General features: G+C 36.5%; 27 protein-coding genes and 2 riboswitches. Of the genes, 2 read left to right on the top strand and 25 right to left on the bottom strand.

What is annotated here, in order from left to right:
* Nucleotides 1-195 precede the first annotated feature (195 nt).
* The 10 genes from MHI10_RS05945 to MHI10_RS05900 all read right to left on the bottom strand — a co-directional run bounded on the left by MHI10_RS05945 (nucleotide 196) and on the right by MHI10_RS05900 (nucleotide 7,414).
* Nucleotides 196-879: a hypothetical protein gene (locus tag MHI10_RS05945; RefSeq protein ID WP_340783805.1), complete on the bottom strand. Its 684-nt coding sequence runs from the start codon at nucleotides 877-879 to the stop codon at nucleotides 196-198.
* Nucleotides 876-1,367 carry an ECF transporter S component gene (locus tag MHI10_RS05940; RefSeq protein WP_340783804.1) on the bottom strand — a complete coding sequence of 164 codons (492 nt, stop codon included), beginning with the start codon at nucleotides 1,365-1,367 and terminating at the stop codon, nucleotides 876-878. Before MHI10_RS05940 ends, MHI10_RS05945 begins: the two co-directional genes overlap by 4 nt.
* Complete coding sequence (locus MHI10_RS05935; RefSeq protein ID WP_340783803.1) at nucleotides 1,360-1,785, bottom strand: bifunctional adenosylcobinamide kinase/adenosylcobinamide-phosphate guanylyltransferase; 426 nt, start codon at nucleotides 1,783-1,785, stop codon at nucleotides 1,360-1,362. The genes MHI10_RS05940 and MHI10_RS05935 overlap by 8 nt, the downstream gene beginning before the upstream one ends.
* Nucleotides 1,737-2,333, bottom strand: a complete 597-nt coding sequence (locus MHI10_RS05930) for a histidine phosphatase family protein (RefSeq protein WP_340783801.1) — start codon at nucleotides 2,331-2,333, stop codon at nucleotides 1,737-1,739. The genes MHI10_RS05935 and MHI10_RS05930 overlap by 49 nt, the downstream gene beginning before the upstream one ends.
* Nucleotides 2,306-3,088 carry an adenosylcobinamide-GDP ribazoletransferase gene (locus MHI10_RS05925; protein ID WP_340783799.1) on the bottom strand — a complete coding sequence of 261 codons (783 nt, stop codon included), beginning with the start codon at nucleotides 3,086-3,088 and terminating at the stop codon, nucleotides 2,306-2,308. The genes MHI10_RS05930 and MHI10_RS05925 overlap by 28 nt, the downstream gene beginning before the upstream one ends.
* A 3-nt stretch (nucleotides 3,089-3,091) precedes the next feature.
* Nucleotides 3,092-3,634 (bottom strand): bifunctional adenosylcobinamide kinase/adenosylcobinamide-phosphate guanylyltransferase, encoded by a 543-nt coding sequence (locus MHI10_RS05920; protein WP_340783797.1) that lies wholly within the window; start codon nucleotides 3,632-3,634, stop codon nucleotides 3,092-3,094.
* A gap of 258 nt (nucleotides 3,635-3,892) precedes the next feature.
* Nucleotides 3,893-4,849, bottom strand: coding sequence for an ABC transporter substrate-binding protein (locus MHI10_RS05915; RefSeq protein WP_340783795.1), 957 nt, complete (start codon nucleotides 4,847-4,849; stop codon nucleotides 3,893-3,895).
* The gene (locus MHI10_RS05910) at nucleotides 4,846-5,394 is read right to left on the bottom strand and encodes a hypothetical protein (RefSeq protein WP_340783792.1); all 549 of its coding nucleotides are present in this window, start codon (nucleotides 5,392-5,394) and stop codon (nucleotides 4,846-4,848) included. Before MHI10_RS05910 ends, MHI10_RS05915 begins: the two co-directional genes overlap by 4 nt.
* Nucleotides 5,395-5,534: 140 nt before the next feature.
* Nucleotides 5,535-5,716, bottom strand: a riboswitch (cobalamin riboswitch).
* A 155-nt stretch (nucleotides 5,717-5,871) separates the two neighbouring features.
* On the bottom strand, nucleotides 5,872-6,759 hold the full coding sequence (locus MHI10_RS05905) for a hypothetical protein (RefSeq protein WP_340783790.1): 888 nt from the start codon (nucleotides 6,757-6,759) through the stop codon (nucleotides 5,872-5,874).
* Nucleotides 6,760-6,946: 187 nt separating this feature from the next.
* Nucleotides 6,947-7,414 carry a MarR family winged helix-turn-helix transcriptional regulator gene (locus MHI10_RS05900; RefSeq protein ID WP_340783788.1) on the bottom strand — a complete coding sequence of 156 codons (468 nt, stop codon included), beginning with the start codon at nucleotides 7,412-7,414 and terminating at the stop codon, nucleotides 6,947-6,949.
* Between the two features lie 288 nt (nucleotides 7,415-7,702).
* On the opposite strand from MHI10_RS05900, the gene MHI10_RS05895 reads away from it, so the two are divergent.
* Nucleotides 7,703-8,092, top strand: coding sequence for a hypothetical protein (locus tag MHI10_RS05895; RefSeq protein ID WP_340783787.1), 390 nt, complete (start codon nucleotides 7,703-7,705; stop codon nucleotides 8,090-8,092).
* A 170-nt stretch (nucleotides 8,093-8,262) separates the two neighbouring features.
* Here the strand turns inward: MHI10_RS05895 and MHI10_RS05890 are convergent, their stop codons facing one another.
* The 5 genes from MHI10_RS05890 to MHI10_RS05870 all read right to left on the bottom strand — a co-directional run bounded on the left by MHI10_RS05890 (nucleotide 8,263) and on the right by MHI10_RS05870 (nucleotide 13,298).
* Nucleotides 8,263-8,751, bottom strand: coding sequence for an AAA family ATPase (locus tag MHI10_RS05890; protein ID WP_340783785.1), 489 nt, complete (start codon nucleotides 8,749-8,751; stop codon nucleotides 8,263-8,265).
* Nucleotides 8,752-9,594: 843 nt separating this feature from the next.
* Complete coding sequence (locus MHI10_RS05885) at nucleotides 9,595-10,908, bottom strand: hypothetical protein (protein ID WP_340783784.1); 1,314 nt, start codon at nucleotides 10,906-10,908, stop codon at nucleotides 9,595-9,597.
* Nucleotides 10,909-11,256: 348 nt separating this feature from the next.
* The gene (locus tag MHI10_RS05880; RefSeq protein ID WP_340783782.1) at nucleotides 11,257-11,673 is read right to left on the bottom strand and encodes a Fur family transcriptional regulator; all 417 of its coding nucleotides are present in this window, start codon (nucleotides 11,671-11,673) and stop codon (nucleotides 11,257-11,259) included.
* Nucleotides 11,670-12,536, bottom strand: a complete 867-nt coding sequence (locus MHI10_RS05875; RefSeq protein ID WP_340783781.1) for a metal ABC transporter permease — start codon at nucleotides 12,534-12,536, stop codon at nucleotides 11,670-11,672. Before MHI10_RS05875 ends, MHI10_RS05880 begins: the two co-directional genes overlap by 4 nt.
* A 15-nt stretch (nucleotides 12,537-12,551) precedes the next feature.
* Nucleotides 12,552-13,298, bottom strand: a complete 747-nt coding sequence (locus MHI10_RS05870) for a metal ABC transporter ATP-binding protein (RefSeq protein ID WP_340783780.1) — start codon at nucleotides 13,296-13,298, stop codon at nucleotides 12,552-12,554.
* 220 nt (nucleotides 13,299-13,518) lie between these two features.
* Between MHI10_RS05870 and MHI10_RS05865 the strand changes: the two genes are divergently transcribed.
* A complete protein-coding gene (locus tag MHI10_RS05865; RefSeq protein WP_340783779.1) occupies nucleotides 13,519-13,758 on the top strand; it encodes an isopropylmalate synthase in 240 nt (79 codons plus the stop codon).
* Nucleotides 13,759-13,845: 87 nt separating this feature from the next.
* Here the strand turns inward: MHI10_RS05865 and MHI10_RS05860 are convergent, their stop codons facing one another.
* The 10 genes from MHI10_RS05860 to MHI10_RS05815 all read right to left on the bottom strand — a co-directional run bounded on the left by MHI10_RS05860 (nucleotide 13,846) and on the right by MHI10_RS05815 (nucleotide 20,657).
* Nucleotides 13,846-14,469, bottom strand: coding sequence for a pyroglutamyl-peptidase I (locus MHI10_RS05860; protein WP_340783778.1), 624 nt, complete (start codon nucleotides 14,467-14,469; stop codon nucleotides 13,846-13,848).
* Nucleotides 14,470-14,489: 20 nt separating this feature from the next.
* On the bottom strand, nucleotides 14,490-15,908 hold the full coding sequence (gene dacB / locus MHI10_RS05855) for a D-alanyl-D-alanine carboxypeptidase/D-alanyl-D-alanine endopeptidase (protein ID WP_340783777.1): 1,419 nt from the start codon (nucleotides 15,906-15,908) through the stop codon (nucleotides 14,490-14,492).
* Between the two features lie 151 nt (nucleotides 15,909-16,059).
* Complete coding sequence (locus MHI10_RS05850) at nucleotides 16,060-16,671, bottom strand: zf-HC2 domain-containing protein (RefSeq protein WP_340783776.1); 612 nt, start codon at nucleotides 16,669-16,671, stop codon at nucleotides 16,060-16,062.
* Entirely contained in the window at nucleotides 16,661-17,176 is a 516-nt protein-coding gene (locus MHI10_RS05845; RefSeq protein ID WP_340783774.1) for an RNA polymerase sigma factor, read from the bottom strand. Before MHI10_RS05845 ends, MHI10_RS05850 begins: the two co-directional genes overlap by 11 nt.
* A 182-nt stretch (nucleotides 17,177-17,358) precedes the next feature.
* Nucleotides 17,359-17,598: a spore protein Tlp gene (locus MHI10_RS05840; RefSeq protein WP_340783772.1), complete on the bottom strand. Its 240-nt coding sequence runs from the start codon at nucleotides 17,596-17,598 to the stop codon at nucleotides 17,359-17,361.
* A gap of 250 nt (nucleotides 17,599-17,848) precedes the next feature.
* Nucleotides 17,849-17,980 (bottom strand): hypothetical protein, encoded by a 132-nt coding sequence (locus MHI10_RS05835; protein ID WP_340783770.1) that lies wholly within the window; start codon nucleotides 17,978-17,980, stop codon nucleotides 17,849-17,851.
* Nucleotides 17,981-18,012: 32 nt separating this feature from the next.
* Complete coding sequence (locus tag MHI10_RS05830; RefSeq protein ID WP_340783768.1) at nucleotides 18,013-18,843, bottom strand: energy-coupling factor ABC transporter ATP-binding protein; 831 nt, start codon at nucleotides 18,841-18,843, stop codon at nucleotides 18,013-18,015.
* Nucleotides 18,844-18,858: 15 nt separating this feature from the next.
* On the bottom strand, nucleotides 18,859-19,638 hold the full coding sequence (cbiQ, locus tag MHI10_RS05825; RefSeq protein WP_340783766.1) for a cobalt ECF transporter T component CbiQ: 780 nt from the start codon (nucleotides 19,636-19,638) through the stop codon (nucleotides 18,859-18,861).
* A complete protein-coding gene (locus tag MHI10_RS05820) occupies nucleotides 19,625-19,912 on the bottom strand; it encodes an energy-coupling factor ABC transporter substrate-binding protein (protein ID WP_340783765.1) in 288 nt (95 codons plus the stop codon). Before MHI10_RS05820 ends, cbiQ begins: the two co-directional genes overlap by 14 nt.
* Before the next feature lies 1 nt (nucleotide 19,913).
* Nucleotides 19,914-20,657: an energy-coupling factor ABC transporter permease gene (locus tag MHI10_RS05815; protein ID WP_340783764.1), complete on the bottom strand. Its 744-nt coding sequence runs from the start codon at nucleotides 20,655-20,657 to the stop codon at nucleotides 19,914-19,916.
* Nucleotides 20,658-20,778: 121 nt separating this feature from the next.
* Nucleotides 20,779-20,956: riboswitch (cobalamin riboswitch) on the bottom strand.
* Nucleotides 20,957-21,008: the final 52 nt, after the last annotated feature.

Raw genomic sequence — 21,008 nt, 5'->3', positions numbered from 1 at the left:
ACCACGTTATTTTTAGAATATTTATAATTTTTCACTATTTGTTCATTTTTTTCATTAATCTAGCACAACAAGACTTTTAGTAAGGTTTCTTATACATCTATTTCTATTAGTATCGCTCCTATAAAAAAAGAAAAGAGCAATTTATTCCCTAGGAAATAATTGCTCTCTTTCATTACCTTGCCTCTGAAGAAATACTTACTCAGCCAGGATTTCCAACTTTATTTCAGTTATTGGCGCAGACATTATTTGAAAAAAACGCGAAATATTTTGTTCATTAACCGCAACTAACACCGCACAAGATGGACCTGCTGATTTTTTTAAAGGTAGGTCGACTTCGTACTTGTCACTTCCCGTAAAACGCTCAATTTCAGTGCCAATTCCTTTTGATCCAACGGGCCATATCGCTTGGATAAAACCTTCATTCAATCCAGTATAAAGCTCGCCTAACGAAGCGATCTTTTGCGGATTATTAACAACTTCTTCCCCTACTAATGGCTCGCCAACGACAAAATAGCGGCAATTGGTCGTGTTATTTGCAAATGCTTTTTTTCCGAGCATCGTCAATGAAACAGCGGATTGAAGTGCTTGAAAATTCGTTTCGCTAGAGCCAGTTACTGGTGGCGTCGGTATATTTATTTCATCAAAAACTTGTTGAAAGCCATTAATGTATGGCTGCCATGCGTCGTCTCCTGAAAAGTTGGCTACTACTAGCTGTACTGGCATTGCCCCAGCACACCATTGCTCTAAAATCGCCGTTCTTGCTGTAAAGTAACCAGTAACCTCATGAGGCACCTGTACTTCATCTTGTGGGTTTTCACCAATACAGCCTGAATTATCAATCGTTACAAACAGCTCTCCTACTTGGATTGCATTTCTCATATTTGCGTACCTTGTCGTTGAACAACCATTTTTAATACAGGCATCACAAGCATAGCAACTATGACATTAATGACTGTTGCGATGGACAGTGTAACAATCGAAGCCATGTAAAATTCAGCTGAAATTAAAAAATAAAACGGGAGCGGTGCAATAACCCCGTTCGCAATTACTGCAAAAATCCATTTTGACATATGAAAACCATTTCGGTGTAGTACAGTAAAAATATAAATGATGAAAAACATTTCAACCGCGATTATAACGTGGAATATCCCAAGTGGCATCCCCGAAGTCAAACCTGTTGCAATATGTCCGAGCGCTCCCGCAGCCCCGGCAAAAAGTGGGGGTAAGAAAACAGCACTAATGAATGCTGGTGCGGAATCAAGTGCAGCAGTTGTAATAGGTCCAGGTACTTTTATAAAACTTCCGATTACACAAATTGCGGAAATTAAAGCCGTTAACACCATTAAACGTAATTTATTTTTATCCATGATTAATCTCCCCTTTTAATATTTGAGGAAGCCCGTACCAAACGCGTATGACTGTTTCGGCTTCCTGACAAAGTTTTTGATAAATTCTACCGCATGTGTCACGCATTTGCCGTACGTCTTTTTCAAGTGGTACGACCCCGCGACTCATATCCGTGCATATGCAAATGACTTGAGCTTGCTTATTGAGCTCACATAGCTGCTTGGCAATCTGTTCAGCAACTACTTCTTCTCGTTGCTCTAGCATAGCTTGAACGATTGTTTCAAACTCACTAATTACGACAATATCCTTTTCTGCAATAGCTTTAATGTCTGGAATTTCCCCCGCAATATCATGCACAGCAACATTGCCTCGTTTTTGTAGCATAGTTTCTACATAGTTTCGTTTACCGTTATAGGCGCCTCCGAGAATAACGTACATGCTGTTCCTCCTAAAAATTGTTCTAGCTGTTCCCAGTGCAATGTATAAAGGACCCGGTGCTTAGCGAGCGTATTTTGAAACGATTGCTGCGGCTGTCCAAAATGCGAGAGCAATAGCCGAATTACGCCTCCGTGTACAACAAACGTATAAGCTCCTTGTTGCACGACTAGTTGTTGAAATACCTGTAATACACGCTGTTCAAATGCCTTAAATGACTCGCCATTCGGTGGTGATACTGTATAAGGATCGTCAATCCAAGCGCGATAAATAGACTGCTCTTTTAACTGCTCATATGTATGCATTTCAAAATCGCCAAAATTACTTTCCCGCAGTTGCTGCATCCCAATATAATTTACATTCGGAAAATAGCATGCGGCGGTTTGTTGACAGCGCAGTAAATCACTACCATAGATGATAGTTGGTGCAATGGGCAACTGTGCCGTTACTTCTTGTAAAATCGGTTCATCTGTCCAACCGATGTATTTTCGTTCTACATTCGCTTGCGTTTTTTCATGTCGAATTAAATGAATAGTAACACCACGAGCCATAAAAATACCTCCATCCCTTCACAATGTGCGCCGAGTAAATCGCCACTCACACCGCCAAAGTTTTTTACAATCCACTTGCGGTACAGGAACACTCCTATAAGCAGAGCCACCACAAGGAACACCATATGATAGTCTGCAAGCGCAATACAAATAACGATGTAGCCCACACATAAAAGCACGACACTGATGGCAAGCTGCTTTTTTATAATAATCCCTTTAAAATAGGCTGCTAGTCCCGTTTGTTTTGACGTTTCAGTTGTTAAAAATACAGTTAACACACCAATCCGCGCAAGAAATGGTATGCATAATAAAAATGGAATAATCGCTAAGTTTCCTTGCACAATCGCCTCGTAAACAAAGCCTATTTTCAATAATAGTAAGCACATGACACTAATGACACCAAACGCACCTGTTCGCGGGTCATCTAAAATGGCTAAACGCTTTTCTTTATCTCCGTATGAAAAATAAGCATCACTCATATCAATCCAGCCGTCTAAATGTAAGCCACCTGTCACTACAATCATCCCGACAACGAGAATGATTGCTAATAATAACGGTGAAATATCGCTATATGTAAATAATCCATAAGCCGTTGTCGCATATATGCCGCCCATTAGTAATCCAAGTATCGGTAAAAAGGCATACATCCATGTAACGGTTTTTGCGTTCATCTCAAACGATTTTTTCACGGGAATAGCCGAGAAAAATTGCCACGCTAATAAAAATCCAATTGTACTATTTTTCAACTTGTTCACCTCTTATTTCCATTGTTGTACAAGTTGGTATTGTACTTCATAAGCTGATTCACAATGTGTCACAATCCATTGATGAAATTGTCCGATCAGCTTTCGGTACAGTTCCACTTCATCAAATGGTGAGCGTGGTTCATCCAATATTTCATTCGATACAATGACAACCCGCACTCCTTGCTGTTGCCATGCAAGTAGCTGTTCTTGAAAGGCCAATATATAATCCGCAATCCGCTGCTCACGATTATCAAGCGTTTCTGTATGATACAACACATTGGCCAGCCATGTTGTGACACATTCAAATAATAGCACATGCTGAGCATTAAGCTGCTTCATTGCAGCCGGTATTTCCACTTGCATTTCAACAGTTAGCCAGTGTAACCCTTGCTGTTCGCGGTCTAGCTGATGCCGTTTAATTCGCGCTTCCATTTCTCGGTCAAACGCGACACCTGTTGCAACATAAATATACCGCGCGTCCTGTCCATATCGCTGAACAAACCGCTCTGCAAAGGCGCTCTTCCCACTTCTTACGCCACCTGTAATAAAAATCATTTATTTCTCACCCCTTAAAGCAGTAAAAGAACAAGCCGTTTTCTTAGCCTGTTCTCTAATTATAGATTTATATCAATTACGCCGAGGTGTAATTGCGTCCAGATTTTTTCGAGCTCGCTCGAAAAACTCCCCTTAAAAATCTGTGACATCCGCCGGGGCTTAGGTCAACACGAAGTTGATCACAAAGGCGTTGTCACAGGACGTGACGGGTTTAGCCTTTGTTCCCCAATTCAGCCGGGGTTTGAACCCCCGCTGAATCTAGTTAAATAGCTCTGGATAGACTGTTTCTGCCATGATTTGAACAGCTTGACCTATTCGTGGTGCTGGACGAGACATAATATCTCCATCAACTAAAAACACTTGTTTATTCGTCAATGCACTAATTTTATCCCAGCCAGCGCGTCCCATAATTTCACCGATTGGATCGTCTATATAATTCGTCGTTGTAATAATGATTTCGGGATTACGTAGGATAACATCTTCCTCAGCAACACTTATCCAGCTTTTTTGATCTGCAAAAATATTTTCGACACCTGCTGCATCCATTATTTCTTGTTGGAATGTTTCATTACCTGTTGTCCAAAGATCTGGTGCAGGTGAAATTTCGTAATATACTTTTTTCTTTGTTGCGATTGTAGCTGTTCTATCTTGTACTTCTTTAATTTGAGTTTGAATATCTTTGACGATTTGTTCACCAGTTGGCTTCACACCCATTACTTCTGATAATTGAATAATATCTGAATATACATCCTCAAATTGAGCAGCCGATTCGATAACAAATACTTTTAATCCAGCATCTTCTAGCTGATTAATTTGTGCTTCATCACCAACTGTATAGGCAACTACAACGTCCGGGTTTAATTCTACAATACGTTCTGCATTAATAACAGTAGATGTTGAAACACGCTCAATCTTTTGGGCAGCTTCTGGGTAACTATCATAATCTGTTGCACCGATAATTTTATCTCCTACACCTAATTCAAATAAAATTTCAGTATTGCTTGGTTGTAATGACACAACTGTTTCAGGTACAGCATCAAATGTCACTTCTACACCACGATCATCAATAACTTTATAAGATTCATTCGTATTAGATCCTTGCTGTTCTTGATTTACTTCGCCTTTTGGCTGGCTCGCTGTTTTTTCATCCACTCCACATGCTGTTAGTAAAAGCGCGGCTGCGAGTGGTGCAACCCATTTCATTTTAATTTTCATCGGTGTTCCTCTTTTCTTTTTTTAACTGGATAAGATTTACTAATAAACGGAATTTCATTATAAGCATGTTGTTTGTTCATATAAACAGCCATAACGAAAAATACATTCGCTAAAAGCCCTAAGAAATCAAATAAAATTTCCGGTACATCTCGTTCTTCACTCACTTTATGTAAAGCACGGTATGACTTTTTCGCTTCACTTCGGCAAATATGAAGCCTTACAGCACTTTCTATTCCCTGTGGCAATAAAAACTGTTGAATCACGTCTTCAACATGACTGACATAAAAATCATAGCGCTCACTTAACCAATTTAAATCATCTAAAGTAATCGCCATTTTCCCTCGTACAGAACCATTTACATGATAAGCAAGTGGCTGAATAATTTGCAAGTCTTCTAAAACAATCCTTCCTTTATCATCCTCTACTAATGTTGGTAAGACCGCACCAATTCTAGTCGTCAATGAATCTGTTCGGATTTCATAATCCACTAAAGAAATTTTTTCACGCATAAATGGATAGCACGAATAACGCATGTCCTTTTTCAATGCAAGTCCCTCACTTTTGTTCTAATTATTTGTAACGGCAATAAAAAAATGCCACCCAAGGAAATGGATGGCATCATAAATATCATAATAGAAAACTACGATTATTCCTGCCGCACATTCTCTTTAAATCCGAAGAGTATTTGTTACGATCAGAAAAAGCTTGGTGTCTTGGCTTTGCGCTTATCATACACGTGAAAATATCCCCACTTTTTAGCAGTCTCTTTTCATCAGTATTTATCAGCGCTCACAGTTACGGATATAGCTTCGGATTCACACCGAATTCCCAATTTATGCTTATAGCACTTTTTCCTGCAAACTTATTAAATTGATAAACATACTGTACCATACGAAAGTTCACATGCAAATAAGTATTTAGGTATAACGTTATTTTAACACGTCTGTTGATTGACTAACCTTTCTGTAAAAAAACAATAAAAAAGAGTATTCTCATGTAGATTCGCGTTGAATTGGAAGTTATTAATCTCCACCCCCACCACAGCTTGAGCAAGAACTACCAGACGAGCAACTATTACAAGAGCTTCCAGACCCGCAACTCGTACAACTTGATGAACCGTTGCTGCTTTCATTCATGTAATTATAAAATTCATCATAATGAAAATAGGAAACAGATAGGAAAGGAATGAGCATTGCGTTGTATTTTTGCTGACTTTTCCCTTTCTTCATCATTGCACGTATGGCATTTTTATCATGGTCTTTCACTCTATTTGCCGTTTTTTTCATGGATGCAATCAGTGAAAGGACAACTGGCATACTCTTGGCATCACTCTTAAAATATTTATCTATTAATTCATTTTCCGGGAAATCTTTAAATTCATCAATAATATTGGGAGGCACAGGGAATCTGAAAAAGCCTTTATATAGATGAATGTTCTCCTTTCTTATGTAGAAAAGTTCCGCATATATCCAATCAAAAAAACCACGTAAATTTGGATCTGGTTCCACATTAACATTCGGACTGTGATGAAGTGTTGTCCCTAAATAATTTTTTGAAAAGTCCTCATACTCACGGGTAAACATAAGCATCTCATGCCATAATTCATCGACTTTCTCACTAAACATTGGCGATTCTTTTAAAAGAGAAGTCAAAATAAAATAACGTTTCAAATCCAGAAGACGCCAGCCGTACTCATTTCCCTTTAACTTATTTTGTCTACTTACCCGATCCGCTACATTTTCCATATAACCTTTATTAAGGGATTGCTCCAAGTCGACACTGAGCTTTTTTAATCCTTTAATTGATTTTATATCTAATACTTGTGGAGCTAAACTAAATGTAAATGCGCGTTTTTTGCGTATAAATAATATAAACCAAATTAAAACGACAAGCAGGATTAACCATTCCATTGAACTCCCCCCATTCCTATTTGAAAACATTTCCATAATCTTACCACGGTTTCTTTACTAAGGACCATCCATTATTGTGCTAAATATGGATGTAACCTTGACCAGTTATAGAAATGTGCAAAAAAATATGTAGGGGAAAATCCACTTTCAGATTTCCTCCTACAAAATTAATTAATATTGTAAATATTTAACCTTTATTCAAAATCTTTTTCATTAAATCCAAAAATAAAGTTTTTTCATCTTCTGTAAGATTTTCAGTGAAGACTTGTTCAACCGTTCTCCAAACATTTAGAACTTCCTCTTTTATATCCATACCTGCTTGCGTAAGGGAAACGAGTGTTACGCGTTTATCCAAATCTGAACGTTTCATCGTTACAAGGCCAACATCTTCTAATCGTCGTACGGACTTTGCAACGGTTGAATGATTAATCCCTAATGATTTACAAAGTGCATTTTGTGATTGATTATCCTCTTTCCAAAGCTGCATTAGCATCATTTCTTGTCCTGGAAATAACCCAACCTTTCGTAATAGATCAGTTGCTGTTGCGCGATGGAGGCGAGCGAGTGAGATGATTGCGAAATTAGTAGGGAATTCTGAAGCAGTGAAAATACCATCAACTTCAGATAGCGTTTTAGAACATTGGTTTTCTGACATGAAAAGCTCCCCTTTTATAAATATTGATTGCCACTTTTTGATATTCCACATATCCTTTACGATTTCTCAAAGAATACGCTTTTTAAACCATTATATAATAATACACCATTTGAAAGTCGTTCTACTACGTGCCGGTTTGACAATTGCCAAGTGGAACAACAAAACCAACTTAGTTTTCTATCATAATTCGTTTGAGTTGCATCATCTAAATTTCTGTGATAATTTTATGTTGCCGGCAACTAATATAGTAATCTAAGTTATTTTTTTAGTTAAGAAGGGAATATTGAAATGAAAAATCAAAGTTTATTTTATAAAATTGTTCGAATTATTTTTGGAGTCATGATGGTTGGATCGGGTATCGGCATGATTATATTAGGTGGATTCCCGATTGAATATGAAAATATAGCAGCAAATCAATATATGACAGCATTGGTAGATACGGGATACTTTGTTCTGTTTTTAGCTTTAGTAAAAATTGTTTGTGGTATCGCATTTATTACAAACCGTTATTTACCGTTAGCGTTAATTATCTTTATGCCTGTTTCAGTAAATATGGTCGTTTTCCATATTTTCTTAGAGCAATTAACAGGTTTCGGTGCCTATTTCATTTTAATTATGAACACCTATTTAATGTTCAAAAACATCGATGCTTATCGCCCATTATTAAAAATGAGATAAATTTTTTGTCGATTCTAAGGTAGGGATAGATGAAACTATTGTTCCATTTAATCTCTAAATTGGATGAGGGGCATTGCGTAAGAAAATAATTGAAGGGGCTTATTAGACAGCCCCTCCAATGTACATATTTAATTTGTTCCTACAAAAGCAAAACCAATCCTTTTTTATCTTCAACTTAACTCTAAAATATTTAAACCCTCTGATGCTTCTGGTGCTTCAAAAAATTTAGTAACATGAATAAACGTCTCTTCCGTGTCAAAAGCTGCTCTTTCGGGTTGTTCCTTACGCCTTTGTGCAATTTGACGTAAGCATTGCTCATTATTTAAATTAAGGAAAATGAGTTGGTGGTTTGCATTGATCCCTGACGCTATATCCAAAAACCATTTGCGTTGCTTTTGAGTGTTCCCGGGAAAATCCATCACTACATTTGTACCAACACTTAATATATTTTGGACATGCTTTTTCACCAGCGGCTTGAGTCGCGTTGAGAATTTTAGATAATCCTCAAATGATATAATCTGATTAGGATAAAGTGATTCCAGCCATTCATCCTCAGATAATAGTACTGCATGTTTTTCTATAGCCAATTGTTTTGATTTAGTTGATTTTCCTGCACCCATTTTTCCGCAGAAAAAGTATAGGGTTCCCGTTTCTTTCATAATTTTATCCCCCGAGTTATTTTATTGGTTGTTGGTCCAAGTTATAAAATTATAATTTACAACCTAGATTATTAGTAGTAACTATCTTCATTAAGTATGAGTATACAGTTTCATATATTCAATATCTAAATCGGAACTTTTAATTTTGGATATAAAGATTCAATATAACCTAACTTATTTTTATCTTTATTCAAGAATATGGTCCGATTATTGAATATTAAAAATGCACTTACACAAAATGAATATTATACAAATGCGATACATCATCAAGTGAATCTGGATGCAATGGACTGGAAGAATGAAAAAACTTCTCAAAAGTATAACCAACTCATGAGAAGCCTCGATTATAGTCCTTTATGTTAACATCACACTTCCACCTTACATAAATCCCATTATATCAAAAGATCGAGCGGTTTATTACATCATGCTGCCGCCCATTTAACACCGCTAAAAATACAATAAAACAGGTATTAAAAACCCCTTTGTATCAACGTTCATACTATTGCTCAACCATCCTAAATGGCTATTTTCAAACATGAACATAGTTTATTTTCGGTATAGGTGTCGTGTTTCACAAGGTAGTTTCAAACATTCACACGCTGTACGGACCGTTTTGCGATAACTAACTTTCATCCCGCTTTTCCACTAGTACATGTTCCTTTCTGGTTGATATGCTAATCCTTCAATCTGTGTCGGATTAATTTCTTTTCCCCCTCCTACCATTACAAATTGCCGGAGTCTGTATTTTTTCTTCACCTCGACATCCACAGTGAGGCACTGAATTTGAGGTATGATACGAAACAATGCCTTTATTAATCGTTATCCTCTGCTTAGCCAGGCGGACTACTTTATTCCAAGTTGTATCAACTCCCATTGTGCAGAAAAATTATCCATCACCTTCCATTCACCTCCAGTTGCCCCCCGGACAAAAGGATTTTGCTCGTTATCCGAGTAAATAAGTCTGAATTCCTCATCTACAGACTCGATTTTGTCGTTGACCTCCAAATTAATTTTTACTTTAATCACAGTTACTGCAGGAGCCACATCCTGTATTTCTTGTATCTCGTAATTACTTATGCTAATATTTTTAAACTGTTCCTTTATTTCACTAGCCTTTTTAGCCTTTGACATTTGTCTCGAATCATAAAATATTCTATCCGCTAAATAGCCAAAGTTGTTATCATTAATGTATTTGAACACTTCAATCAAACATTTTTCTGGTGTACCTTCCCCATATTCTTCGACTTTCCCATTCTTCGAGACTGAAACACCGACTACAATGTCCCTTTTTTTCCATTCATCTATCTCGCCTTTCTGCTGACCCATTTTTTCTCTGGTTTCAGCCAACTTCGATAGCGAAGAGGAAATTTCTTCCGAATTAGGGGCTGTATACATCTCTTTCGATTCTCCGGATTTCATTTTCTTTTTAGCTTTTACCCAATCCATAAGTGAAAAGATTACGGCTAATAATTTACTTGAAACAAAGGAATTTGCATAATTCAAATCCCTCCCGTGTAAAATACCATTTCTGTAAGGTATTTTAATTTCTTCAACATTGGTTTTTCTTCTAGTTTTCGACATCAATTTTGACACTTCATTTAGTCCCGTTTCATGACCTACAACTGAATCCCATGCAATTAAATTTGTACTTTCCGCAAAAAAACCGGTTGCCTCTTCTTCGTTAACAAATCCATCAATTATCATCAAAAAGAGCGGTATACATGAATAATATCTCCCACTGAAGTGGTCATCAGTAGCTAACTCAAATAATGACGACCTATCCCCAAGGTTTCTCTTAGCTCGTATACATAAATGTTTTACTTTTTCTCTATTTGTATAATAACTAGCTAAAAATTCCTCTCCAACATCAATTCCCTTATCGTTTGCAATTTCAATACTCTTTTTTATAATTTCAACACTTAGAAACTCGGAAGCAATCCATCCTGTATTTTTGAAAGTTTCATTAAAATTGTCCGGTAAAGTGAAGAGCGAAGTAAATTCCATCTCAATCTTTTTCACTTGATTAGAGAGTTGACTTTTTTGAAGCGGTGTAATTCCCATAGATGTAAGTAAAGTTTTATTGCCCAGCAATTCTTTCATACCTCTTATTTGTGTTCTTAGCTCTGTAATTGATGTAGAATCTTCTATTTTACTCAAAACCCTTCCCCCTTTTCTCTTTTCCCTATGCACTCACTTGATCTTCCCTTAATGTAACAATCCAAATTTTAACACTATTAAATAATAACCCCATTATACCAGTCTATAATAATAGGGCAATCTCGCATTGATGATATAGCTACCAAACTTAATGATTCTTCTCAAAGGGTACGCTCACTCGAGTTCAGACCCAATAGTGTTCCTTAACTAAAAAGGCCTTCCACCAATTCCATAAATTGATGAAAGACCTTCATATTTAGAGTGATTTACTGGCGCTTATGATCAATAAAATGACCACGGTATGATAAAATATACTTTACCCCTTTATTTAACAAGGTTACAGAGCTTTCATCCAACCTGACACTCCGGACACTTCCCATAAATCTCAAACTTATGTGCCTCCACTTCATAACCTGGGAGCTTTTCACCGAGCATTTCCATCGGGCATACCGCAAGCTCCTTTACATTGCCACAGTCACGACAGATAAAGTGATGATGGTGGTGATCGGACTCGCAGTGCATGCGGAAGTTTCGTTCGCCATTGAGCTCGGTTTCCTCTAAAATATCTAACTCTACAAATGTTGCTAAGTTGCGATAAATTGTGTCAAAGCTCATCCCTGGGGAGTCTTTTTTTAATACTGACAACAAATCACGGGCAGTCAAATATTTGTCCGTAGCTGCAAACATATCCAAGATTAGTGCTCGTTTATCTGTCTTTTTATAGCCATTGTCCTTTAATATTTCCCACGCGCGCGTTTCATTCACAGTAAATCTTCCCCTTTCGTTTTAGTTGCCATCTTTAACATTACCTTTTTCAACAATATGACAAACAATAAAATTAAAATCGAAGTGACAACAATTGTTCCACCTGGTGCTAAATTTAAATAGAAGGCGGATACAAGTCCAATAATAACAGCTAGTTCACCGAATATAATCGAGTAAATGATCGCTTCTTTAAAGCCACGAGCTAATCGCATAGCTGCTGCTACCGGTAACGTCATTAAGCTAGAAACGAGTAATATGCCAACAATGCGCATGCTTGCCGCAATGACAAGCGCGACAACTACCATAAATAATAAGTGCACCCATTTTGCAGGTAAACCACTCGCTTTTGCATATTCTTCATCAAATGAAAGCACAAATAACTCCTTGAAAAATAAGCGTAAAAATAACACTACAATAATGGCAATTGCCAAAACGACATACAAATCTTGTCGCGATACAGCTGATACTGAACCAAATAAATAACTCATTAAATCAGTGTTAAAGCCGCTCGCTAGTGAAATTAAAATCGCGCTTATCCCAATACCACCCGACATAATAATCGGAATGGCAAGCTCCTCGTAATGTTTATACACTCGACGCAAGCGCTCAATTAAAATCGATCCACTTACCGATGCCACAATCCCTAAATAAATCGGATTTAATAACGCAAATGCCGCCACCGACTGGCTTAAATAAAGACTCCCTGCAATTCCTGCAAGCGTTACATGTGAAAGTGCATCGGCAATAAGGGATAACCTTCGTACAACAATAAATACCCCAAGTAATGGCGCAATAATCCCAATAATGAGCCCTGAGAAAAAGGCATTTTGTAAAAATTCATAGTTTAATATTGCTTCAATCATCTACGCCTGCTCCTCTTAATGAATCTTTCGCACTGAATGACCATACCATGCATCAATCTGCTCTTGCGAAAGCGTATCAAAATCATTTTTATAACCATGGAAATGAATCGTTTGATTTAAACAAGCAACATGGCTGATACGGTCTGACACAATATCTACATCATGTGTAACTAAAATCATTGTCATTTGGTGTTGAACATTTAAATGTGCGAGCATATCATAAAATGCCTGCACGTTTTCATGATCAATCCCAACGGTTGGCTCATCCAAAATTAACAACTTTGGCTGCGCTACAAGTGCACGTGCAATAAATACCCGCTGCTGTTGGCCACCCGATAGTTGCCCAATGTTTCGTTTCGCAAATGATTCCATTCCGACATCGGCTAATGCACGAGACACAAGTTCATCTGCATTTTTCGGTAAACTTTTAAATAATCCAGTTTTTTTCGCTAAACCACTTTTCACAACTTCTTGTACAGTTGCTGGAAATCCTGAATTAAACGCGTTGGATTTCTGTGAAACATAGCCAATCCTTTCACGATGTTTAAATTGATTCGCATTTTCACCAAATAACTCAATTTCGCCTGTCATCGGCTTTAATAATCCCAATATCAATTTTAATAAGGTCGATTTTCCCGAGCCATTTTGACCAAGTAATGCTAGGAAATCTCCTTCTTCCACGCGCAATGAAATATTTTTTAACACTTGCGTATATTCATATTGAAACGACACATTTTTTAGTTCGATTAAAGGTTTTTTCATTTTCTTCGCTTCTTTCTAATTCAAAATCATTACGATTTACAAGATGTTAGTATAATTTATTTTCCATCAGATGTAAAGTATATCAATTGCGCCCCGGCGTAATTGCGTCCAGTGCGTTTTGAAACACCCTCTGAAAAATTACGAAAACCATATTCACCGTACCACTTCAGTAGTAAGGGACTTCTACTGAACGAAAATAAACTTGAAAGGAATGCATGTTATGAATAAATTAGAATGGTTTGAGAATCTTCAACATATGGATGATCATGAACTACGGAAATTTGCTAAAAAAGAGGACTTAAAATTTTCAATTGAAGAAATCAGGCAGCTACGACTCATCTTTCAAAATGCTTCATTTACCTGGCTTTTCTCTGGGATTCCTGCTGCTGAATTAAAAAAAGCAGAGGCTCTTATTGGAGAAAAACGATTAAAAAAATTAAGAAAAGTAATTGGGATGTGATTGATTTTTTCCACCATCAAAAAGGGTATGGGAAACGTATAAGTGCGTTTTCCATACCCCATTCTATTACTTACTCAGTTTATTTTATTACTTAATAGATTCATTTCCACTTTTCACACATTCTTCGATACAGAGCTCAATACTTGCAAGTAAATCCCGCTCAGACCAGCCTGGTATCTTTCCATGTGCAATCGCAAGTTCAAATGACGCTGGAATATGAAGAAATCCTGCCTTTATATTCGCTTGCTTACTTGCATAACGCAACCCTTCATACATAATATTATTACATAAATACGTGCCCGCTGAATCTGAAATAGCGGCTGGATAACCAGCTTCATTTAAACTGTTGATCATCGCGCGTATTGGCAATGTTGAAAAGTAAGCCGCATTTTCCCCCGCACGAATCGGTTCATCTACAAGCGCCACACCTGCATTATCTGGTTCTCCGTCTTTTATATTAATCGCGATTCTTTCCGGCGTAATTTTCGTGCGCCCCGCTGCTAACCCGAGAGAGATAATAATGCTCGGTTGTACTTCTTCTACATAACTCAAAAATTGTGACGGCGATTTTTCAAAATCCACACTTAAAATACGCCCCTCCACTTGGTAATCTGAAAATCCCTTTCCATGTAGTGCCTTTACAATGTCCATTGTTGGATTGATTGGGTTTGATAGAAATGGCTCAAACCCCGTTAATAATATTTTTTTCATCTACTTTTCCCCTTTATTAATTATAAATTTTTCATAATGTCCGCCATCATCTGGTCTATACGCGCCACTCCATTGGATTCACTTTCTAATAAGACTGTGAAAATATACGTTTTGCCACTTTTGCCTGTTACATAGCCCGCCAATGTATTCACATTTGGAATATAGCCTGTTTTCGCAATAATTTTCCCCTTTACATCACTTGTTGTAAAGCGCTTCCGCAATGTTCCACCAATGAGACGGTCGTCATAACCTGCTACAGGGAGTGATTTGTAAAATGTTTGGAAATACGATTTTTGTTGCACTTCATATAATAAAGAAGACAAGCCATTCGCTGTCACACGGTTTCGATCAGATAAGCCTGAGCCGTCCGCCAATATCCAAGCATCCATTGGAATATTTAATGTATGTCCATATTCTTTCATCGCTTGTAATCCAGCCGTTAAGTTCCCATTCGATTGCTGTTGCTGCCCCATTGATTTCACTAAAATATCCGCAATACTATTATTACTTAACTTCATAAAAGCAGGGAAAATCGTAGACAATGCACGAGATTTATTCATATGAATAAATTTGGCGTCGGCTGGTATAGGAGCTGTTTTAATTTGCGTATTTTTTGCAAATTGAATGCCTGCACTTTGAAGCGTTAGTTGGACTGCCTGTAGCGTATTTTTGGTTGGGTCTTGCAAAGTTACCCACTCTTTTTTGCTACTTCCTTGTGGTAAATTACCCGAAATAATGATGCGATTTGTATTATAGGAGCGTTCAATTTTTATCGTATTTTTTTGTCCTTTTGCAACGGTTTTTGCTTCATTCGTAATGGTCATCCCACTTACATTCGGAATAATTTCATAGCTTGGCTTCGCTCCGACTTTTCCCGCTGTTGCTGTAATAATGATCGTACTTGCATCAAAGTCTGGATTTTGTGACATCGTAATGGCTGACGTCCGCGCACCAAAGTAGAACGTTTCATCGACTTTATCAACACCTGGTGGTAACGTATTTCCAGTAAAGTACGTATCATCCCCTACGATATTTCCGTTAACTTTTTGAATGCCTTGATTTTTTAACGCGGTTGCAAATGCTAGAAAATCATCGTTATTTAATGTCGGATCCCCTGTCCCTTTTATGTAGACATTGCCGTTTAATTCTTTGTTCATGATTACCCCATCAATATATAATTCCGTTGAAAAACGATAATCCTCGCCTAAAATATCAAGCGCAGCTGCACCTGTTAATAATTTCATATTGGAGGCAGGGCGCATCAATTTTTCACCATTATGCTCATAAATTATTTTCCCTGTTTGCGCATCTCGTATTGTTACAGCTGCATTATTATTCCCTAAACCTTGTGTAATCACCTCATTAATAGAAGCAAAAGATTGCAGTGGAAGCGCCATGCATAGTGTGATAAGCATGATTAATGAAACAATTTTTTTCAATTATTTTTCCCTCCGTCCAGATGATGGAATTTTCAGTTATTTTAACGTATGTTGATTATAGCAAATTTGGATAGAAACTTTACATTAAAAAGTATGAAAACCAGCGATCAAAAATAATCGCTGGTTCCCAATAAATAAAACCCTTTGTTATTTATGTTGCATTTATAAAATAGCGCCCATTCTCAGCTTTGATTTCAAATAAATAATTCTCATTCCTTTTCAATTCTTTCAATTTTACACTTGTACCAGGTAATATTTTCAATTCTTCTATTACAATATTACCTTCTTCATCTTTTACTCTTAGCAATATTTCACTTTCATTATTGGCAGTATTAATAATTTCCTTATTCCAAAAAACGCCTTTATACCTCAAGTGTTTTTCCCCTTCAAAGGATAAACTTTTCCACTCTTGCTTATTATCTACTGTATCGATTTCAATAATGGCACTTTTCATCGGGAAAAAAAATTGATTCACTACCCCAACTTCTTGAATAACCATTGCACCTATCACCGTTAAGCTAAAAGTTAAAAGAGTCGCTATAATAACTTGAATCCGTCGTTTTTTATTTATTTTTTTAAAAGGTAAACTTGCTTTTTTATCATATACCGGTGTTTTTTCAACATAATCCGTTTGCATCCCATTTAAATAAGTCTTACATTCTTCACATTTGTGTAAATGTTCTCCAACTACCTCTTTCGTATCTTCACAACAAATTTCATCAACATATGATGGTATTAAATCTTTAATAATATTACATTTCATATTGATCACCTTGCATCCTTTCTGCCAACTTAGTTTTAGCGCGGTAATAAGTGACGCGAGCCCAGTTTTCACTTTTATCAAATATCTCGCCAATTTCTTTAAAGCTCAGGTTAATCGATGTCCTTAACAAAAATATTTCGCGATAAGGTTCTTTTAAAAGATGTATTTCTTTATGTATGGAAATAAGTGTATGCCGGATTATGATTTCAACATCTGGGCTACCAACATTGGATGGAATATCAACTCCACTTTGCATCATCTCTTCTACACTGACAGACTTGTTTTTGCTCTCTTTTTTTAAATAGTTATAATATGTATGCTTTGCAATTTGACATAGCCAAACAGACATTTTACATTCGCCGTTATATCGCCTTATTGATTTTACAGCTTGATAAAAAGTTTCTTGCGTTAGTTCTTCAGCTAAATCTACGTTTGATGTTAAAAGAATAAGAAATGTTTTCACTTCTTTTGCATAAGCCTCGTATAATTCACTTAAATCTTCCACCTCAATCCCCCTTCCTATTTTTCTGTATACTTATATATAGATTTAAACTGTAATTCGTTACAAAAATTTGAAACTATCTTTAAAAATATTAGTTTATGTTTTCATCCTCACGTAACATACCATAATTAACCAAGTAAATCCCCCTGCATTAAAATTTGCAAGGGGATTTTTATTAAACAACCTTATTCAAAACTTTTCTTCCTAGCTTTAAATGCGGCCTCATCCCTCAGTTGCTTTTCCATTGTCTCGATTGAACGTTTGCGGCGCGCATTTTTTTCCTGTAAATGTTCAAGTTCCTCGGGCATCGCGAACTCCATACCTACTTCTGCTTCTTCTATATTCGCCTTCGTATTTTTGATCATCCTTTCAACACTGAGTGCATTCGCCTTACCATTGAATTTTTGCCGTTTTTGATTTTCCATTTACTAACCTCCACAATTATTTTAAATTGCTTTATTAGTTTGGATTTCTTTCTTTAACTTATACAAAATTAAATATGGACATTTTTAAATTTTACATGCTATACACTTCAAGAATTTACTTTTAATTATTCGATAAGAAGCCCAATAATTATTGCATCAAACCTTTCATGGATGAATGAAAAGGATTGATGATATGTAAAAAAGCTGAGTTTACAGAATTGATATCTGTAGTCTCAACTTTTTATTTCGATTAATTAGATTCACTTAGATAAGTACCCATTACAAATTGAAGAAAACAAGTTTCTGAGTCTATATCAATATCATCTTCCAAAAGTATATCTAATCCTTGTATTTCATTAGGTTGTTGTAATTCGTTTTTCATCGATTGCCTCCTCAAGCAGTTATGAATATATGTTATTTAATGAGATGCATTAACTCTTCCATTGAACAAGGAAGTAATGATTGTGGTTGAATTAGCCCCTCATGTAACATCGTTTCATAGCATTTTACGAGCCATGGTTTTTCAATATGTGCTCTTTCTAACAGCGCGTCATTTGAAAACAGCGCATCTCGTTGTCCTGAATAAAGTAATTCCCCTCTATGAAAGACGATAAAATGATCGGCCCATTCATAAATCAAATTGACTTGGTGCGTTGAGTATAAAAATGTTCGCTCTCCATCATCGAGTTCATCTAAATACTTTGTAAGTTGATTGGAAAAATAATAATCTAAACTGCTCGTTGGCTCATCTAAAATATAAACTTTTGGATCCATCGCATAAACGCCTGCAATTGTTACGCGCTTCTTTTGTCCACCACTTAAAAAATGAATAGGACGCTCGGTTAAGTCTTCAAGTTCTGTTAACTGTATGGCACTTGAAACATTATGCTCAATTTTTTCATGTGGCCATTTTAAATTAATAGGTCCATATAAAATGTCTTGTTTAACAGTAGAGGCAAATAACTGATTATCCGTCTCTTGAAAAATAAAGCCAACGCGCTCTCGCAAACTAATTAATTGTTTTTTAGAATAATGTAAGGTTTCATTTAAAAATTGAATTTTACCATTAGTAGGTTTTTCAAGCCCAATGAGTAACTTAAAAAATGTTGATTTGCCTGAACCATTTTCACCTAGAATGGCAACTTTTTTCCCCTTCGGAATAGAAAGTGAAAGCCCATGTAGTGCCTGTGTACCATCGCTATACTGGAATGAGACGTGGTCTAATCTAAAATAGCTTTCAGTCATAATCAAAACCTCCCTCTACAAAGCAAGTATCGTTATACCAACTACGATAAATATCACCGTAAGCCATGTTAACTTTTTGTCCCATTCTTTGTCGTTTAAAAATTGTTGTGGAATAACGAATTGATCAATATTTCTTGCAGCCATCGCATGAGACATCACTTGATAACGGAAGAAAATCGAACGGAATAATGCGTTTATGAGTAAACTTAATGATTGAAAGCTTTTTTTATAAGACCTGTAGCCTAAACGAGCGTGCTGCGCTGTATAAAGCTGCGAAATCATCTCTATAAACAAAAAAATAAAACGATACATAAGCTCAATTATTTCTATAATAATAATTGGCACTTTTAATCTCGTAAGTACCGAACTAATTTCATACATCGGTGTTGTTAAAATTAAAAAATATAAGCAACTGGTCGCACTAATAGAGGTGCAAAATAACGTAATTGCACGTAGTCCATCGTTTGGTAAAATAAATAGTTGCATCGTCAAAAATGAATGGTGCCATAAAGCCTGTGTGGGAACAGACTGTGTAAATGTAACAGAAAACACAATAGCAACTATTCCAGCCAAAATAAAACCTATGGGCGCAATGAGTAATGTGATATACGTTTTCCAAGGGATGTTTGCATAAAAGATGATGACAGCACTTATGAATACCAGTGTCCACACCGAAAAACTATTATTTCGCAATAGCGTGGTTAATAATAACGTAAGGAAACTTAACACCATTTTTTGGCTAGCTGCTACTTTTTGTATCGCATTATGGCTCGCAATAAAATCAATGTTTAGCATGATCTTTCGTATGCTTTCCACGCATAAAGCCGATGAAATAGCCTATAATTAGCGCGCCAATAACACCTTGTAAAACGAATAATAAGCTTTCGATTTCACCACTTGGAGGTTCCCAAATTGCACTAAACCAAGGCTCATAATGTGTTACGATTTCTGTAATTGCTTCTTCAGCCTCACCATCAGCACCGCCAAATTCTGCATCCTGTAAAAATAAGAGTGGTAAAATGGCTAAAATGATAACGCCAATTAGTAAAAGTAGGTTTTTCTTAAACATGTTAGCTCTCCTTTGCCTTTAAAATACGTAGTTGAACTAATTCTTTCATATTATATTTTTGTAAGAAGTTCATAATCATCACAGTTAATAACCCTTCACTTATAGCTAATGGGATTTGCGTTAATGCAAAGATGCTTGCGAATTTTTGGAATGAACCTAAAATACCTCCAACTTCAGAAGGAAATGCTAACGCTAATTGGACAGATGTCATAACATATGTACCAAAATCACCAAGCATCGCAGCTAAAAATACAGCGATACTAAAAGATAATCCCCATTGAGTTGCCAATTTAAAAACACCCACGGCAATAAATGGGCCAACGATCGCCATGGAGAAAATGTTCGCTCCCAATGTTGTAAGACCACCATGTGCAAGTAAAATCGATTGAAATAATAAAACGATTGATCCAAGTACACTCATAACAAAAGGGCCAAATAAAATTGACCCCAACCCAACCCCAGTTGGGTGAGAGCAGCTACCTGTTACTGATGGAATTTTTAATGCGGATAAAACAAATGTAAATGCCCCCGACAAAGCTAATAATAGTTTGCTTTCCGGATTCTCTTTGACGATTACGCGAATGACTTTGAACCCCTTCATAAGAAACGGTAGACATAGTGCAAACCAGAAGATAGCCCAACCTATCGGTAAAAATCCTTCCATAATGTGCATGGCGTGTGCTTGCTTTGGTATAAATAATAAAATGATACCGAAGTAAGCAAGTTTTGGTAATAATTGTTTCATGTTTTTACTCCTTTTTCATATTTGATGAAAAAGTGCATAAAAAAAATACACTTTTTAAGAGTAAAAGTGCATCACAAAACAAGCGCCTATTGCTTGTTTCACGCACCTATCCTCGTAGGTCTGAATCAATAAATTTTTGGTAGGTATCCTGACTTCTCTTCAACGTATTCCATGCCTTCCCACATAAAAAAATGCAGTGACGTAATATGTAATACTCCAAGTTACAGTTGCGGGACAGTACCAGAATCTCACTGGTTTCCCTATTAAGCTTAAAAAGCACCAAAAATCATTCAATTTTCATCATGTGGAAAATAGTATCACGGCGACTAATATTTGTCATTATTATTTTTT

It is taken from the genome of Solibacillus sp. FSL K6-1523 (assembly GCF_038005225.1).
GTDB lineage: Bacteria > Bacillota > Bacilli > Bacillales_A > Planococcaceae > Solibacillus.
Note: the sequence above shows the minus strand (reverse complement) of the source record. Positions and strands in the feature narration are given on the sequence as shown.

Bases quoted from the DNA above. Each gene is read 5' to 3' on its own strand.
- MHI10_RS05930 (WP_340783801.1), bottom strand. From the start codon at position 2,333: ATGGCTCGTGGTGTTACTATTCATTTAATTCGACATGAAAAAACGCAA.
- MHI10_RS05865 (WP_340783779.1), top strand. From the start codon at position 13,519: ATGAATAAATTAGAATGGTTTGAGAATCTTCAACATATGGATGATCAT.
- MHI10_RS05915 (WP_340783795.1), bottom strand. From the start codon at position 4,849: ATGAAAATTAAAATGAAATGGGTTGCACCACTCGCAGCCGCGCTTTTA.
- MHI10_RS05815 (WP_340783764.1), bottom strand. From the start codon at position 20,657: ATGAAACAATTATTACCAAAACTTGCTTACTTCGGTATCATTTTATTA.
- MHI10_RS05860 (WP_340783778.1), bottom strand. From the start codon at position 14,469: ATGAAAAAAATATTATTAACGGGGTTTGAGCCATTTCTATCAAACCCA.
- MHI10_RS05900 (WP_340783788.1), bottom strand. From the start codon at position 7,414: ATGTCAGAAAACCAATGTTCTAAAACGCTATCTGAAGTTGATGGTATT.
- MHI10_RS05830 (WP_340783768.1), bottom strand. From the start codon at position 18,843: ATGACTGAAAGCTATTTTAGATTAGACCACGTCTCATTCCAGTATAGC.
- MHI10_RS05840 (WP_340783772.1), bottom strand. From the start codon at position 17,598: ATGGAAAATCAAAAACGGCAAAAATTCAATGGTAAGGCGAATGCACTC.
- MHI10_RS05895 (WP_340783787.1), top strand. From the start codon at position 7,703: ATGAAAAATCAAAGTTTATTTTATAAAATTGTTCGAATTATTTTTGGA.
- MHI10_RS05820 (WP_340783765.1), bottom strand. From the start codon at position 19,912: ATGTTTAAGAAAAACCTACTTTTACTAATTGGCGTTATCATTTTAGCC.
- MHI10_RS05905 (WP_340783790.1), bottom strand. From the start codon at position 6,759: ATGGAATGGTTAATCCTGCTTGTCGTTTTAATTTGGTTTATATTATTT.
- MHI10_RS05850 (WP_340783776.1), bottom strand. From the start codon at position 16,671: ATGAAATGTAATATTATTAAAGATTTAATACCATCATATGTTGATGAA.
- MHI10_RS05920 (WP_340783797.1), bottom strand. From the start codon at position 3,634: ATGATTTTTATTACAGGTGGCGTAAGAAGTGGGAAGAGCGCCTTTGCA.
- cbiQ (WP_340783766.1), bottom strand. From the start codon at position 19,638: ATGCTAAACATTGATTTTATTGCGAGCCATAATGCGATACAAAAAGTA.
- MHI10_RS05945 (WP_340783805.1), bottom strand. From the start codon at position 879: ATGAGAAATGCAATCCAAGTAGGAGAGCTGTTTGTAACGATTGATAAT.
- MHI10_RS05935 (WP_340783803.1), bottom strand. From the start codon at position 1,785: ATGTACGTTATTCTCGGAGGCGCCTATAACGGTAAACGAAACTATGTA.
- MHI10_RS05875 (WP_340783781.1), bottom strand. From the start codon at position 12,536: ATGATTGAAGCAATATTAAACTATGAATTTTTACAAAATGCCTTTTTC.
- MHI10_RS05890 (WP_340783785.1), bottom strand. From the start codon at position 8,751: ATGAAAGAAACGGGAACCCTATACTTTTTCTGCGGAAAAATGGGTGCA.
- MHI10_RS05870 (WP_340783780.1), bottom strand. From the start codon at position 13,298: ATGAAAAAACCTTTAATCGAACTAAAAAATGTGTCGTTTCAATATGAA.
- MHI10_RS05940 (WP_340783804.1), bottom strand. From the start codon at position 1,367: ATGGATAAAAATAAATTACGTTTAATGGTGTTAACGGCTTTAATTTCC.
- MHI10_RS05835 (WP_340783770.1), bottom strand. From the start codon at position 17,980: ATGAAAAACGAATTACAACAACCTAATGAAATACAAGGATTAGATATA.